Raw genomic sequence first — 13,738 nt, 5'->3', positions numbered from 1 at the left:
TATCCTGTCAGGTCTTTATTAATTATATCTATTAAGCAACTTTGTTGCCTTTTTCAGCTTTTACTTTCTTTTGGTAGCTAGATTGCATTAATACAGCTATTACACCGAATAATATTGGTCCAGCAACCTGTGCTATTGTGTTTATCCAAGCATCGCTTAAATCAGCACCAACTGCACCTTGAATATGAGCTGAAATTACTGGCTCTACGATTGAGAAGAAGTTAGCAAATCCAACTGTTAATGTAATTATTACTCCCCAGATTAGAGCGCTCTTGTAAGTCTTAAATACTTCAAATGGTTTCTTGATTGAAGTCTTCTTCTTAAAGTAGATATAAGCAATTGCTAAGAACATGTATGGAATAGTCATAGCAACGTTAGTCATAGCAACTAGTATATCAAAGAACTTAGCCATTGATTTTCCACCAACAACTGAAGTAGCAAATATCATAACTACAACTATTATACATTGAGCTACCATTGCGTTAACTGGCATTCCGTCTGATTCTCTAGTTTGACCTAATTTACCAGGCCATAACTTAGCTGGAGTACCATCTATAAGCTGCTTAAGTGGAGCATAAGTTAATGTGAAGAATGCTCCTGTTAATGCTAAGAACATTGATAAACCAACATATCTAGCAACCCATTGTCCCATTACAACTGATGTAGCCTCGCTAGCACCAAAAACATGACCTGCAGTATATCCTAAGTTAGACATAACGATGTAGCTTGCATTTCCAAGTGTAACACCTTTAACAGACATTACTGCTGACCAGTTAGTGAATATACCAACCATTAATATTCCTAATGAATATCCAACAGCTATAACAGCTGCAGCAATCAAAACTCCCTTAGGGAATGTCTTTTCTGGATTTTCTGTTTGGTCAACAAGACCGCCAACAGCTTCTATACCGCCGTAAGCGAATATAGCATAAACAACGAATGCAAATGAAGCAATTATATTTCCAGCATATTTAGGATTTGGTGTAGTAGTAAAGGATTTTAATCCTTCGATAGGTTGTGCTAAGTGTCCGCCGCTTCCTATAAATACTGCTATTGCACCAAGTATTACAACAACGTTAATTAAAACAACTGCTGTACCACCAACGGATGTAACTTTCTTAATTTTATCTAATCCTCTAGTTGATACATAAGTAACAAATATTATCCAGATAATACCATAGATACCAAGTGTCTTAGGTCCAGTTAATCCTTGAATACCTAAGAACTTCCAAGTAGCTGTTGTATCCTTACCAAATATTGCATTTGATATTGGAACCCAGATACCTGAGGATACGTTTACCATCCAGATTACATAGGAAGCAAACCACATGAATGTTCCCATGAATGCGAATTTAGGGCCTACGGATTTTTCCATCCAAGAATAAATTCCACCTTTTTCTTCTTTAAATGCTGCACCGAATTCTGCCATCATTAATGCGAATGGTACGAAGAAGGTTATTGCTGATAAAATGTACCATGGAATTGCTGCATATCCCATTTTGTAGAAGGATCTTGGGATGTTGTTAAAACCGTAAACTGATGTAAAAATCATTAAAATCAGTGATACCAACGTAAGTTTTTTGGTAGCGTTTACATTTGAAGACATTTCATTCTTCCCCCTCTAAATAATAATAGAATTATTTCTTTGAGCTCCTTAGCTCGATTTTAATTATAATAGCTTATTTTTACTTTTGCAACAGGAAAATTCAGTTTATTTTATTTTTAGACATTAAAGTTTGTTTGATAGATTAAGTTTTTTCAAAAAAATGAAGTTATATTCAAAAAAATAATCAAAAAATATGAAGCGAAATAGTCTAATCAAATATAAAATGAATGAGTATATTCAATATTTGGTCAAAAGTTAAAGAAATGAATTTGTAAGAAAAAATTATTCATTTTTGGTTTATGGGCTAGAAATAATTTAGTCATTCACTTTGCTAAAATACAAATAGTATTGGAAGATGAAAATAAAAAGAAGGTTTTTAAAAACCTTCTTTAAAATAAGTATTATTATGAGGATGTAGCCTTTAAACCTATTATTCCAGTGAGCAAAAGTATCATGAATATTATACGTAAAAATGTGAGCGGTTCTTTAAAGAAAATAATACCGCAGATTATTGCACCTAAAGCTCCGATTCCTGTCCATATAGCATAAGCTGTGCCTATGGGGAGGGTTTTGGTAGCTTGAGATAATAGATAAAAGCTTATTAGCATTCCTATTATTGTTATTATAGAGGGTACTAAGCGAGTGAAACCTTGTGAGTATTTTAATGCTATTGCCCAAACTACTTCAAAAATTCCTGCAACAATTAAAACTAGCCACGCCATATATATAACCTCCTAAGTTCTTGTAATAATATTTTAAATTTAATAATTAAGTTTCAGCAAAAAAGAAAAGCCCAAGAGGATATCCTAAAAGATACCTCCCGGGCTTTTGTCCCTCCGTGTACACAGTAAACTGTGCGTTTTCTCTTGGACCAGTCAAGTAGTTTAAAGCTTCGGAACCCTAGAAAACATTAATTATCAAATTAATAATTATTATATTCAATTTTATTTAAGAACGCAACATATAAAATTCAATATAAGCCAAATGTTTTATATTATTCTAATAATGTACTAACATAATTAGAATAATGAGTGAAATGATAATAATAAATAAGATACAAGGAGGTTGAAGTCCTAAATGGACTTCAACGGGTAATTTGCAAGCGGAGCGAGTGCTCTAAATTACCCAGTGTTTCGAGTGAAAGGAGGTTGAAGTCCTAAATGGACTTCAACGGGTAATTTGCGAGCGGAGCGAGTGCTCTAAATTACCCAGTGTTTCGAGTGAAAGGAGAAAATTATGAGAAGATGGCAGTTATTTATTTTATCCTTTTTAGTTTTAATTTTTATTTCCTGCAATATAGAAAGTACTAATGCTTTTGCGAAAGAAATTGACCCAGTTGCTCAAAAACTTGAATTAATAAAAGAAAAAAGAGCACACATTAAAGAACTCCTCAAGGAAAACGAAAAGCTCGAAAAACAAATAGATAAAAAAAGCAGACAGGTTGATAAGATACTTGTGGAATTTTCAAAGAGCAGTATAGTTCCAAAAGAAACTGTTGAAGCACAGTTAAGTGGAAGGCTTGAAATGATAATGACACAGCTTATGCAAATAGGCGAAGTGGAATCTGATTCCTGGAAGAACTTAAAAACGGCAAATAATCACATCGAGGCTAAAGAATATGACATAGGAATAGGTTATTTAGATAATGCAATTGAGAACTTAGAAGAAAAGTCTGGAATGATGATGGTGTTTAGTGATAATTTAGACGAATTTATAGTGTTTTTGAATTCAATGCAATATAAGTAAAAGGAGATAATCAATTATCTCCTTTTTCCTTTAAGGCATCAGTTTTACTTGATGTTTTTATATTTTCAGGTTGAACTGCAGCATTGTTCAGCTGATTAGTGCCTTTCGCACTATCATCAAATAAATTATTTCCAAAAGCCTTCATCCAATTATCCATAGCATTTTTCTTCATACAAATCTCAGCTCCTTTTGGTATATGTTATGATACCCATGAATTAGGAGTTACATGCATAATAAAAATTCACATTGCTTTTTCAAAATTCATATATTATAATATAATTGTTTAAATTTACAAGAAAAGGGAGTATGTTTTGTGAGTGAGGTTGTTCTTAACTAACCAATTAAATATTGGAGCTTAAAAGATTTCAAAAACCTAGGGTGGATTAGGTTTATTTTTGACGAAGTTTTTTAAGATGTTAAGAACACAGATAGCATTCGACCTTTTAATATAAGAAAGAATTGTATCCGTGCCTATGCACGGAATTTTTATACCCATTTTTAATTTGCTAAATTTGGGTAATTATTAAGGTTATTGTAAGCTTCAGGGAAAGTGTTCTATGAGGCTTTTATTTATATTTGATGTTCTTAACTCCAATCAATTGGTTAGTACAAAATCTTTTAAATAAAATTATTGGAGGTTAAGAAGTTGAACAAAAATACTATTAATATACTTGAGTACAATAAAATAAAGGAAAGTATTAAAAATTATGCACTATCAGAAATCGCTAAGGATATGGTAGATAAATTAGAGCCATCTATAGATATAAATATTATTGAAAAGAATTTGAAGGAGACTACAGAAGCAAGAAATATTGTTGATAGAAGCTCTTCTGTTCCTCTTCATGGGCTGACGGGAATAAAGAATATAAAGGATAAGCTTGGGAAAGGCGGCAATCTTACACCGGAAGAGTTTGAAACTGTTTGCGGGCTTTTGATGGATGGGAAAAGGCTTAAAAGATTTATGGCTGATAAAGTTGATACAGCACCTAATGTAGGTACCTATGCTTTATCAATAAGTGAACTTTCAGAGGTAGTAGAAGAAATAGCAAGATGTATTTATAAAGGAAGAGTGGATGATAGGGCCAGCAGCGAGCTTTCGAGGCTTAGAAAGAAGATAGCTATTTTAGAAGATAGAGTAAAAAATAAGCTTGAAAGCTTTCTGAAGAATCCTAAGTATAAGGATTATATACAAGATAGCTTAGTTAGTATGAGAAACGGAAGATATGTTATTCCTATTAAAAATCAATATAAAAATAATGTTGAAGGCAGTGTTCATGATATGTCCTCCAGAGGTTCTACTGTATTTGTTGAACCGGCAGAGGTTAAAAAAGCTCAGGATGAACTTAATATGCTTAGAATTGAAGAGGAAAAGGAAGTTTACAGAATATTGTCTTCTCTAACTGCTATGCTTGAAGATAGAGAAAGAGAGCTTTCAATAAATATTGAAACTATGTCGTATTACGATTTTTTATTTGCTAAAGCGAAGTACAGCAAGTCAATAGATGGAAGAGCGGTAAAGCTTAATAATAGAAAGTTTATATTAATTAAGAATGGAAGGCACCCTTTGATAGGCAAAGATGCAATACCACTTAATTTTACCATAGGTGATGCCTATAAAAGCTTAGTTATAACCGGACCAAATACCGGAGGAAAAACTGTTGTTCTAAAGACTGTAGGGCTTTTGACAATGATGGTTCAGTCCGGGCTTCATGTACCAGTTGATGAAGGCTCTGAGTTTGCTGTTTTTGCTGATATACTTGCAGATATAGGGGATGGGCAAAGCATAGAGCAAAGCTTAAGTACATTTTCTTCTCATATTAAAAATATTATAAGCATTATTAACTCTTCAGATGAGCATACTCTTGTAATAATTGATGAGGTAGGTTCAGGAACTGATCCGGGAGAAGGAATGGGAATTGCAGCTGCAGTGCTTGAAGAAATTCATAAGCGGAGAGCTACAATGCTTGCTACAACTCACTATAGCGAGATTAAAGATTTTGCGAAAAATACTCCAGGGTTTATAAATGGCTGCATGGAATTTGATATAAATACGCTGAAACCTCTTTATAAGCTGAGCATAGGAAAAGCTGGAGAGAGTAATGCCTTATTTATAGCTTTAAGGCTTGGCATGGATAAAGCACTTATTGAAAGAGCCCATAAAATAACTTATAAAGAGACTAAAGAATACACAGAATATAAGCCTGAGGTCATAGAATATGCTAAAGCATCAGATGAAATAGTGAAGCAGCATAAGGAAGTAGTAGAAAAGTTTAAAGCTTCAGATAAAGCTAAGCAGGTCTTAGAAAATAAGAAGTTAAATTCAAAATTCAATCTTGGAGATTGTGTGTATATAAGCAGTATAAATAGAACAGGAATTGTCTGTGAACTTGAAAACAATAAAGGGGAAATAGGAGTTATGGTTATGAAAAACAAGTTTAAGATTAATCATAAAAGACTTTCCTTATTTATTGAAGGACAGGAGCTTTACCCTGAAGATTATGATTTTGATATTGTTTTTGAAAGCAAGGAAAATAGAAAGAAAAATAAGCTTATGAATAAGAAGCATGTGGAAGGTATTCAGATAGAAACTAATAAATAATTAGAGAGGCACAAGCTGCCTCTCATTTTTGTATAATCTATTTAGTAGTGAACTTTCTAAGTATAAAGTCCATCCTTTTCCTTATCCTAAAAACCCCACAGTATCAATATGGTCAGCTCTTATAGCCTTTTGAAGTATTGTAAAATGAATTTTCCCGCTTAGTTCATCTAAATCACAAGGAAACTGAGTTTTACACTTTTCACATTCCAAATATTCCTTCCCATTAACCTTTTCTCTATTGTCAAATAAAAAAGGCAAGGCAGAATCATTTGTATCTCTTTCCCCTATTTCAGGACTTTGTAATTTGTATGTATATAAATAGGTAGCTTCTCTCTTTACATTAAAATATTCTCCGCCGCATTTAGGACAAATCAAATCTTTATTAATATTCAATCCATACACTCCATTCCAAGCAAATTTAAAAATGCGCTATTTATATATATTATTTACCTAAATTTACTTATATATTACAAAAATACAGGGGTGCTCTTAAAACAGATAAAACGCAGAAGGCTTAAACTGTTTTGAGGACAACCCTGTAAATAATCAATTATACTTTTTTATCAAGCATTAATCCATGACCGGTATCTCCATAAGTCAATTGGGATTTAAGGTCTTTTACGAAGTTGATGCTTTTTTCGGATGCTTTGTCTTCAGAAGAAGACAGCTTCCGTTTCTTCTTTTTATCGAGAGTGTCCCTATCCTTGGGTTTTCCTTGTACAGCAATAATTTTTTCTGCAGCTCTAATTTCCATTTCAAAGTTGTTAGCCATACAAAAACATCTCCTTCCATGGTAAATTAATATTTACTTATATAAATTATCGAAATTATTTGCAAATAGTTTATAGTTAAATTTGTACTATAAATACCTTTACAACATATGGTAGAATGTTTTAAGAAGAGGTGATAGCAGTGAATATATTAATTGCCGAAGATGAAAAAGATATCAGAGAACTGGTTAAAATTCATTTAATAAAGGATGGTTACAATGTTTTTGAAGCTGCCAATGGCATTGAGGCTATAGAAGTTTTTAAAAATAATAAAATAGATATGATAATTTTAGATGTTATGATGCCTTTGCTTGATGGTTTTGCAGTAGTTAAGAATGTTAGAGAAACAAGCATGATTCCGGTAATGTTTTTAACAGCTAGAGCAGAAGATACGGATAAGATATTGGGACTTGGCCTAGGAGCTGACGACTATATGACTAAACCATTCAGTCCCATTGAACTGACAGCAAGAGTTCAGGCTCAGCTTAGAAGGTATAACAAATACAGTAAAACATCCTATGTTTCAGATGTTGCTATAGGTGAATTAATTTTAAATAAGGAAAACTGTACAGTACATAAAAACAAAATTAAGCTTGAATTAAATGCAAAGGAATACAAAATACTAGAATTTTTAATGGAGAATGCAGGGAAGGTTTATACAAAAAAACAACTTTATGAGGCAGTTTGGGGTGAGCCATACTTCGGGGATGATAACACCATTATGGTACATATAAGTTATCTAAGGGATAAGATAGAAGATAACCCTAAAAGCCCAAAGTATCTAAAAACTATTAGAGGTATAGGCTATAGATTTGAAAAGGTGAATAAGTTATGAAGAAGACTAAAAATACAAAAAGATTAGCCAATATGCTTCTTAAAAATTATGTTTTATCTTATTTTGGCATTACTGTTTTTGTTTTGATTTTTTTAGTTACTACCTTGCTGGTTGCTCTTGCCTTATATATAAATATCAATAGACTGGATATAAATGACGCAGCAAAAATTATGAAGGATAACTATAAGGAAATTGATACAACGGAAATTGAAAAATTAAATGGATTTTTAGAGATAGTAGACAGCAGTCATAAAGTTATTTATAGAAAAGGAAATAATCCTCTTAATACTACTCAATATACTCCTCGCATGTATTATGAGATGTATGAAATATTTAATAATGAAACGAAGCAGATGCAGGCATTAGTTGGATATGATAAATTAGAGAAAAAGTATGTGTTCAGTACTGCATATAATAAAGATAAAGATTTTTTGCTTGTTATTGCTGTACCAGAAAAAGAATATTTTAGGTCTCTTGTTTATGAAAGAAAACTGACACCTAAAAATTATTTGTTGGTTGTAATAGCACTAAATATTTTAATGTTTATAGTGTTTTTCCTAATTGTTTCGAGGATTACCTCAAAAAATTTAACTAAGCCTTTAAAACTGCTTACTAAAGGTGCCAGAGAAATATCCAAGGGAAATTACGATGCAAGAATAGAGCTGAAATCTAAAAATGAGTTTGGAGAACTTAGAGATGCTTTTAATAATATGGCTGAAAAGATTGCAGTTGAAAGAACATTAAAAGAAAAAGCAGAGGAAAACAGAAAGAACCTTATTCTAGATATTTCCCATGATTTAAAAAACCCTTTATCAAGTATATTAGGATACTCAGAATATATATTAAAAGATAGCAATCTTTCTCAGGAGGAAATTATAAAATATATTGAAACAATAAGGCAAAATAGCGAAAGAGCCAATAAGCTGATAATGGATCTTTTTGAGTTTTCTAAACTTGAAAGCAGTGAGTTTAAGCTTAACCTAGTAAAACAGGATATTTGTGAGTTCCTAAGAGAACTTATAGCAGTATATATTCCTCAGTTTGAAGATAAAAATATTGATTATGAATTCGATATACCGGAAGAAAGTGCATTTATAGAATTTGAAGCTAAAAATTTAGATAGGGCATTAAGCAATCTCATAATCAATTCAATAAAATACAATTCACAAAATACAAAAGTAATTATTAAAACCTATGTCGCAGATAACTTTCTTCAAATAATCATTGATGACAATGGAATAGGTATTCCAAAGTCTATGCAGGAGCATATTTTTAACCCCTTTGTAAGAGTAGATGCGTCAAGAAATTCAGAAAGCGGAGGTACGGGTTTAGGCTTAGCTATATCTAAGGAAATAATAGAAAAACATAGAGGTACTATTGAACTTCAAAGCGATACTGATAAAGGATGTAAGTTTATTGTAAAGCTTCCTATTAATTAAAAAGCATCAGGTTTAAAGCTGGGTTTCAGCTCTAAGCCTGATGCTTTTTTAAGGTTAATTTAAGATTAGGATAAGCTTGGTTTAAGGCTAGTGCTATATCATAATTAATGAAATATAGTTATAAAAATCGATGGAGGATTCAGCTATGATAGAAATAAAAGATGTTTTTAAGATATATAAAATGGGAAATGAAAATCTACCTGTTTTAAATGATGTCAATTTAAAAGTAAATAAAGGAGAGTTTGTAGCAGTTATTGGTCCCTCAGGTTCAGGAAAATCTACCTTGATGAATATAATAGGGGGATTGGATAGACCGACAAAGGGTTCAGTAATCATAGACGGTGAAGATATAAGCAGCTATAAGGATAAAAAGATGTCTAAATTTAGAAATGAAAAAATTGGATTTATCTTTCAATCCTTTAATCTAGAACCTACTTTAACAGCTCTAGAAAATGTAATTATGCCTTTAGCCATAGCCGGCATTCCAGAAAAAAAGAGAAAGGAAAAGGCTAAGGAAGCTCTGGGGTCTTTAGGTTTAGGGGACAGACTTAAACATAAGCCTACTGAGCTTTCGGGAGGCCAAAGACAGAGGGTAAGTATAGCAAGAGCCTTAGTATGCAACCCTAAAATAATATTAGCTGACGAGCCTACTGGAAATTTAGATTCAAAGTCAGGGAAAGCAGTAATGGAACTTTTAAGGGAACTTAAAAATAAAGGCTATACCATAGTTATGGTGTCTCATAACTTGGATGAGGCTGCTTATGCAGATAGAGTGATAAAAATAGTTGATGGAATGATTGCGGAGGAGAATTAATAATGAAATTTAGAGATTATACAAAAACAGCTTTAAGAAATCTTAGGAGAAGGAAGATGAGAACCTTTTTAACTGCTTTTGCAGTATCTATAGGTACTATGCTTATAGTTCTTATGGTAAGCTTAGGGGTAGGAGTTCAAAAGCTTGTAGTGGACTCTATAAAGGCTAACACTCCGGGAAATTCAATATCAATAAGTCCGTACAAGATGGAAGAATCTCAGGTAAAGCTTGAGGATAATTTAGATGATGAGGAGCTTCAAGAAGCAATAAAACCAAAATTTAAGCTTATAAATAGAGAAGCTTTAGAAGAAATAAAAAAGATGAATAATGTAGAAGATATAGCTGTGTACAATAATATGCCTTCTTTATATATAGAACTTAATGGAACAAAGAAAAAATATTCCTCTGTTATGGGTGTTGACCTAAATTACAGTGTATTTACAAGCGCTCAAATTGAAAATATAAGAATTAAAGAAAAGAAAAAAGACTTAAATGTTATAAGTTATGGTAAAATTATTACAAAGGAAGATAAAAATTCTGTGTTAATTGGCGAAAAAATGCTTAAAAAGCTTGGAATTAACGATTATGCCTCAGCTGTTGGAAAAGAAATAACTTTAACTGCTAAGCTGCCTGATGTACAGGGGGTGCCTCAAATTGAGCCCTTGGTTAAAAAGTTTAAGATAGCTGGAGTAATTAACGAAAAATTTAACTTCAGTGATAAAATCATAGTTTCTATAAATGAAGCAAAGGATTTTTTAAACTATATTAATATGGATAAAAATTATTATGATACCAAGGGACCTGAGAATGTAGAGGTTGTAGTAAAGGATTTAAAATATGTATCTTCTGTGTCTGATGAGATAGCAAAAATGGATTACGGAGTAACAAGTATTGAGTCTATGATTAAGGATATTAAGTCTGTATTTACAGTGATACAAGCGATATTGTCAATAGTAGGTATAATAATTGTATTTGTTGCTTCAATAGGTGTTATTAATACAATGACTATGTCAATTTATGAAAGAACTCGTTCTATAGGTATAATGAAATCACTAGGGGCTTCAAGGAAAGATATAAGGTTTATGTTTATAACAGAATCAGGTGCTATAGGGTTTATTGGAGGGATTATGGGGATTTTATTTAGTACCCTTAATACTCAAATAATCAAGTTTGCTATGGAGGCGTTTTTAAAATCAAAGGGTGTAAAAGAAATTCCTCAGATTTTTGCTACACCTATATGGCTTGTATTAGGTACTATAGGTTTTGCTATTTTAATATCAGTACTGGCAGGTTTATACCCAGCGAGCAAAGCTTCAAAGCTTGATCCTGTAGAGTCCCTTAGATATGAGTAGAATTTATTTGCTATATTAAAAAATAAAAAGGATAAAAAGCTTAAAGGTTAGTAAACTTTGCAATTTAACTAACCTTTGGTTTTATTATTGTTCTTTGTATCTGCAGAGTCACGTAAACTTTGACCCTGTGCTGCTATAGTTAATAGTAGGGCTCCAACAGCTGCAACAAAGTTACCAAGCACATTTATTTCATCTGCACTTTTGCCTTCTGTCAGAGCTATTGCAACAGCATCAGCGAGAATTGCAAGTTCTGTAGGGCTTAAAGAATTAAAATTTGACATGGTATCATTGCCTCCAATAATTTTAGAAATATTGCTATACTTAAGTCTATTAGTAAAGGAGAAAATAAATGAATAAAGAAACATTAATTAATTTGGTTAAAAAATATAATCCAGATGATGCTCAGGAAAAGGAATCAAAGGAAAAAATATTGAACTTTTTGTACGAAAATGATGATTTCACCGGAAGAGATAATAATATAGGGCATATAACCGGATCGGCCTGGGTTGTAAACCAGGATAGAAAAAAAGTTCTATTGACACATCATCTTAAACTAGACAGGTGGCTTCAGGTTGGAGGACATGTAGAAAGTGACAATAGTATATTAGAGTCAGCGCTAAGGGAAGCAATGGAAGAGACCGGGTTAACTTCTATTAAACCACTTTCAGAAGAAATTTTTGATATAGATGTTCACTTAATTCCTAAAAGAGGAAATGTAGAGGCTCATAATCACTACGATATAAGATTTTTATTTGAGGCTGATAAAAATGAGAAGATAAACAGGCAGGAGGATGAATCCAAAGCTATAAAGTGGGTAACTTTAGATGAAGTTTCGTTTTATGCCGGAGAAGGTACAGTTTTAAGGATGACTGATAAGACAAAACTATTAAATAGTTAAAAAGAGCCTAAGGGCTCTTTTTATTAACATTAAACAGTAGTTTTTGATTTTGCAAAGGCTTCGCTGAGCTGTTGTACAGGGTCGTTATAAGGTTTTTCCCAGCCGCGGTTAATCGATAAATCTGCAAGTGCACTGTATCCATTTAAAACTTGAGTTAAATTTGAGGAGTATATCGCTCTAAGCTCTGGAGTTGGTGCTGCTAGTGCTGCGTTAAGATATGCATTTGCTCCGCCTTTTGCACCAGCCAGCATATCGCTTGCTATTATTTCGTCGTTTATATCTGTAGTGCCTTGAACCATATTGCTTATTATAGTAGCCATATTATCTAACCTCCCCTGTTATACCATTTTCATTTATAAATTGCTGCATTCCCTTTATTCTTCCTTCCATTGCAAGTACTCCAGCCTCAGCTTGTTTCTTTAGTTCATCATCTTTTATTATGCTTTGCATAGCATTTGCTACTGCTAAGGTGTCATTTTCCATTTTTAAAAGACCAGTTAAAGATAAAACTTCTGCTTCAGAAAGATTTCTCATAATTGTGATACCTCCATTATATAAACTTAATTACTAACTCATTTATTATCTTGTGTAATTTCAATCTAAATAAACAAGTAAATTTTTGTAAGTTTTATTGATTTAATAAATGAGGTGATGTTGATTATTTCAAAGCATAATAATATACTATAATTAGCGAAATCAAATATCAGGGTTTATTGGTGCAAACGGTTGTCCTAAAAATAAAGAGGGGGTTTAAATGAAAAAAATATTGGTAATTGGAGGAACAACCTTCGACTCGATAATTTACTTAAAAAACTTGCCAGAGCCAGAGCCGCAGACGATACATTATGCACCTTTTAATGAGACTTTAGGATCAACAGGTGCAGGGAAAGCTTTAAATTTGACAAAGCTTGATGTAGATAATACACTTCATTCAGTAATAGGAGATGACTTGTGGGGAAGCAAGATTGTTGATGGGCTTAAGGTTGCCGGAGTAAATTTTATTTACGACATAGACCCAAAAGGTACAGAAAGACATGTAAACCTTATGGATGAAAACGGAAATAGAATATCTATCTTTGTTACTCAGTCTTCCTTTGAATTGGATTTAGATATGGCTAGGATGGAAGCACTTGTAAAAGAATGTGATATTATAGTTTTAATCATTGTAGGATATACAAAACAGATAATACCGCTTATCAAAAAATATAATAAGCCTGTTTGGACGGATTTACATGATTATAATATAGGAAATCCATATCATGAAGATTATATAGATATTGCAGATTATATTTTTGTAAGCTCCGATAATATGAGCAACTATAAGCCTGTGATGGAAAGCTGGATGGCTAGGGGTAAGGAGTTTGTCGTGTGTACTCATGGCAAAATAGGTTCAACTGCCTTAACCAAAGATGGAAGTTGGATTGAAACTCCAATAATTAAAGATTATAAGTTTAAAGATGCAAATGGTGCAGGAGATAGTTTCTTCTCAGGTTTTCTATATGGCTTCTTGAAAGAAAAATCAATAGACGATTGCTTGAAATTAGGAACAATCTGTGCAGGCTTATGCATTACTTCGGATGAGCTTGCCTTTGAAGGCTTAAGTGAAGCTTTAATTGAAGAAGAGTATGAAAAATATTATGAATTAAATAAATAGAATATTCTAAGAAGATATCGCGATA

The 13,738-nt window shown here is 32.4% G+C and carries 16 protein-coding genes and 1 riboswitch; of the genes, 8 read left to right on the top strand and 8 right to left on the bottom strand.

All coding sequences use genetic code 11. The features are described from left to right. Window positions 1-31 precede the first annotated feature (31 nt). Window positions 32-1,606 (bottom strand): glutamate/gamma-aminobutyrate family transporter YjeM, encoded by a 1,575-nt coding sequence (gene yjeM, locus JK636_RS16230; protein ID WP_202750044.1) that lies wholly within the window; start codon window positions 1,604-1,606, stop codon window positions 32-34. 404 nt (window positions 1,607-2,010) lie between these two features. Continuing rightward, complete coding sequence (sugE, locus tag JK636_RS16225; RefSeq protein WP_202750043.1) at window positions 2,011-2,328, bottom strand: quaternary ammonium compound efflux SMR transporter SugE; 318 nt, start codon at window positions 2,326-2,328, stop codon at window positions 2,011-2,013. A 93-nt stretch (window positions 2,329-2,421) separates the two neighbouring features. Further along, a riboswitch (guanidine-I (ykkC/yxkD leader) is annotated at window positions 2,422-2,521 on the bottom strand. A 321-nt stretch (window positions 2,522-2,842) separates the two neighbouring features. Between sugE and JK636_RS16220 the strand changes: the two genes are divergently transcribed. After that, window positions 2,843-3,352, top strand: coding sequence for a hypothetical protein (locus tag JK636_RS16220; RefSeq protein WP_202750042.1), 510 nt, complete (start codon window positions 2,843-2,845; stop codon window positions 3,350-3,352). A 10-nt stretch (window positions 3,353-3,362) separates the two neighbouring features. Here JK636_RS16220 and JK636_RS16215 read toward each other — a convergent pair whose 3' ends face one another. Next, window positions 3,363-3,524 carry a hypothetical protein gene (locus JK636_RS16215; RefSeq protein ID WP_202750041.1) on the bottom strand — a complete coding sequence of 54 codons (162 nt, stop codon included), beginning with the start codon at window positions 3,522-3,524 and terminating at the stop codon, window positions 3,363-3,365. 474 nt (window positions 3,525-3,998) lie between these two features. On the opposite strand from JK636_RS16215, the gene JK636_RS16210 reads away from it, so the two are divergent. Further along, entirely contained in the window at window positions 3,999-5,951 is a 1,953-nt protein-coding gene (locus tag JK636_RS16210) for an endonuclease MutS2 (RefSeq protein ID WP_202750040.1), read from the top strand. Between the two features lie 81 nt (window positions 5,952-6,032). On the opposite strand, the gene JK636_RS16205 is transcribed toward JK636_RS16210, so the two are convergent. Together JK636_RS16205 and JK636_RS16200 are read right to left on the bottom strand one after the other, a co-directional pair. Beyond that, window positions 6,033-6,344, bottom strand: coding sequence for a hypothetical protein (locus tag JK636_RS16205; RefSeq protein ID WP_202750039.1), 312 nt, complete (start codon window positions 6,342-6,344; stop codon window positions 6,033-6,035). A 157-nt stretch (window positions 6,345-6,501) separates the two neighbouring features. Then, entirely contained in the window at window positions 6,502-6,723 is a 222-nt protein-coding gene (locus JK636_RS16200) for a hypothetical protein (protein ID WP_202750038.1), read from the bottom strand. Between the two features lie 140 nt (window positions 6,724-6,863). Between JK636_RS16200 and JK636_RS16195 the strand changes: the two genes are divergently transcribed. The 4 genes from JK636_RS16195 (at window position 6,864) to JK636_RS16180 (ending at window position 11,161) form a co-directional block, all read left to right on the top strand. Then, on the top strand, window positions 6,864-7,556 hold the full coding sequence (locus JK636_RS16195; protein ID WP_202750037.1) for a winged helix-turn-helix domain-containing protein: 693 nt from the start codon (window positions 6,864-6,866) through the stop codon (window positions 7,554-7,556). Then, complete coding sequence (locus JK636_RS16190; protein WP_202750036.1) at window positions 7,553-8,995, top strand: HAMP domain-containing sensor histidine kinase; 1,443 nt, start codon at window positions 7,553-7,555, stop codon at window positions 8,993-8,995. The genes JK636_RS16195 and JK636_RS16190 overlap by 4 nt, the downstream gene beginning before the upstream one ends. A gap of 145 nt (window positions 8,996-9,140) precedes the next feature. Then, a complete protein-coding gene (locus JK636_RS16185) occupies window positions 9,141-9,809 on the top strand; it encodes an ABC transporter ATP-binding protein (RefSeq protein WP_202750035.1) in 669 nt (222 codons plus the stop codon). 2 nt (window positions 9,810-9,811) lie between these two features. Next, on the top strand, window positions 9,812-11,161 hold the full coding sequence (locus JK636_RS16180; RefSeq protein ID WP_202750034.1) for an ABC transporter permease: 1,350 nt from the start codon (window positions 9,812-9,814) through the stop codon (window positions 11,159-11,161). A 68-nt stretch (window positions 11,162-11,229) separates the two neighbouring features. Here the strand turns inward: JK636_RS16180 and JK636_RS16175 are convergent, their stop codons facing one another. Further along, a complete protein-coding gene (locus JK636_RS16175; protein ID WP_202750033.1) occupies window positions 11,230-11,442 on the bottom strand; it encodes a hypothetical protein in 213 nt (70 codons plus the stop codon). A 68-nt stretch (window positions 11,443-11,510) separates the two neighbouring features. Here JK636_RS16175 and JK636_RS16170 point away from each other — a divergent pair, with 68 nt between their 5' ends. After that, the gene (locus JK636_RS16170) at window positions 11,511-12,059 is read left to right on the top strand and encodes an NUDIX hydrolase (RefSeq protein WP_202750032.1); all 549 of its coding nucleotides are present in this window, start codon (window positions 11,511-11,513) and stop codon (window positions 12,057-12,059) included. A 29-nt stretch (window positions 12,060-12,088) separates the two neighbouring features. Here the strand turns inward: JK636_RS16170 and JK636_RS16165 are convergent, their stop codons facing one another. Further along, on the bottom strand, window positions 12,089-12,379 hold the full coding sequence (locus JK636_RS16165; protein WP_202750031.1) for a spore coat protein: 291 nt from the start codon (window positions 12,377-12,379) through the stop codon (window positions 12,089-12,091). A gap of 1 nt (window position 12,380) precedes the next feature. Then, the gene (locus JK636_RS16160; protein ID WP_202750030.1) at window positions 12,381-12,593 is read right to left on the bottom strand and encodes a hypothetical protein; all 213 of its coding nucleotides are present in this window, start codon (window positions 12,591-12,593) and stop codon (window positions 12,381-12,383) included. A gap of 220 nt (window positions 12,594-12,813) precedes the next feature. Between JK636_RS16160 and JK636_RS16155 the strand changes: the two genes are divergently transcribed. Continuing rightward, the gene (locus JK636_RS16155) at window positions 12,814-13,713 is read left to right on the top strand and encodes a carbohydrate kinase family protein (protein ID WP_202750029.1); all 900 of its coding nucleotides are present in this window, start codon (window positions 12,814-12,816) and stop codon (window positions 13,711-13,713) included. Window positions 13,714-13,738: the final 25 nt, after the last annotated feature.

The sequence above is a fragment of the Clostridium rhizosphaerae genome, from assembly GCF_016765585.1.
Classification (GTDB): domain Bacteria; phylum Bacillota; class Clostridia; order Clostridiales; family Clostridiaceae; genus Clostridium_AT; species Clostridium_AT rhizosphaerae.
The sequence above is the reverse complement of the archived record's forward strand: the minus strand, read 5'-3'. Positions and strand labels throughout refer to the sequence as shown.

Excerpts from the sequence above, each read along its gene's own strand:
- JK636_RS16185 (WP_202750035.1), top strand. The coding sequence starts at position 9,141 with ATGATAGAAATAAAAGATGTTTTTAAGATATATAAAATGGGAAATGAA.
- JK636_RS16165 (WP_202750031.1), bottom strand. The coding sequence starts at position 12,379 with ATGGCTACTATAATAAGCAATATGGTTCAAGGCACTACAGATATAAAC.
- JK636_RS16220 (WP_202750042.1), top strand. The coding sequence starts at position 2,843 with ATGAGAAGATGGCAGTTATTTATTTTATCCTTTTTAGTTTTAATTTTT.
- JK636_RS16155 (WP_202750029.1), top strand. The coding sequence starts at position 12,814 with ATGAAAAAAATATTGGTAATTGGAGGAACAACCTTCGACTCGATAATT.
- JK636_RS16170 (WP_202750032.1), top strand. The coding sequence starts at position 11,511 with ATGAATAAAGAAACATTAATTAATTTGGTTAAAAAATATAATCCAGAT.
- yjeM (WP_202750044.1), bottom strand. The coding sequence starts at position 1,606 with ATGTCTTCAAATGTAAACGCTACCAAAAAACTTACGTTGGTATCACTG.
- JK636_RS16190 (WP_202750036.1), top strand. The coding sequence starts at position 7,553 with ATGAAGAAGACTAAAAATACAAAAAGATTAGCCAATATGCTTCTTAAA.
- JK636_RS16175 (WP_202750033.1), bottom strand. The coding sequence starts at position 11,442 with ATGTCAAATTTTAATTCTTTAAGCCCTACAGAACTTGCAATTCTCGCT.
- JK636_RS16180 (WP_202750034.1), top strand. The coding sequence starts at position 9,812 with ATGAAATTTAGAGATTATACAAAAACAGCTTTAAGAAATCTTAGGAGA.
- sugE (WP_202750043.1), bottom strand. The coding sequence starts at position 2,328 with ATGGCGTGGCTAGTTTTAATTGTTGCAGGAATTTTTGAAGTAGTTTGG.
- JK636_RS16160 (WP_202750030.1), bottom strand. The coding sequence starts at position 12,593 with ATGAGAAATCTTTCTGAAGCAGAAGTTTTATCTTTAACTGGTCTTTTA.
- JK636_RS16215 (WP_202750041.1), bottom strand. The coding sequence starts at position 3,524 with ATGAAGAAAAATGCTATGGATAATTGGATGAAGGCTTTTGGAAATAAT.
- JK636_RS16200 (WP_202750038.1), bottom strand. The coding sequence starts at position 6,723 with ATGGCTAACAACTTTGAAATGGAAATTAGAGCTGCAGAAAAAATTATT.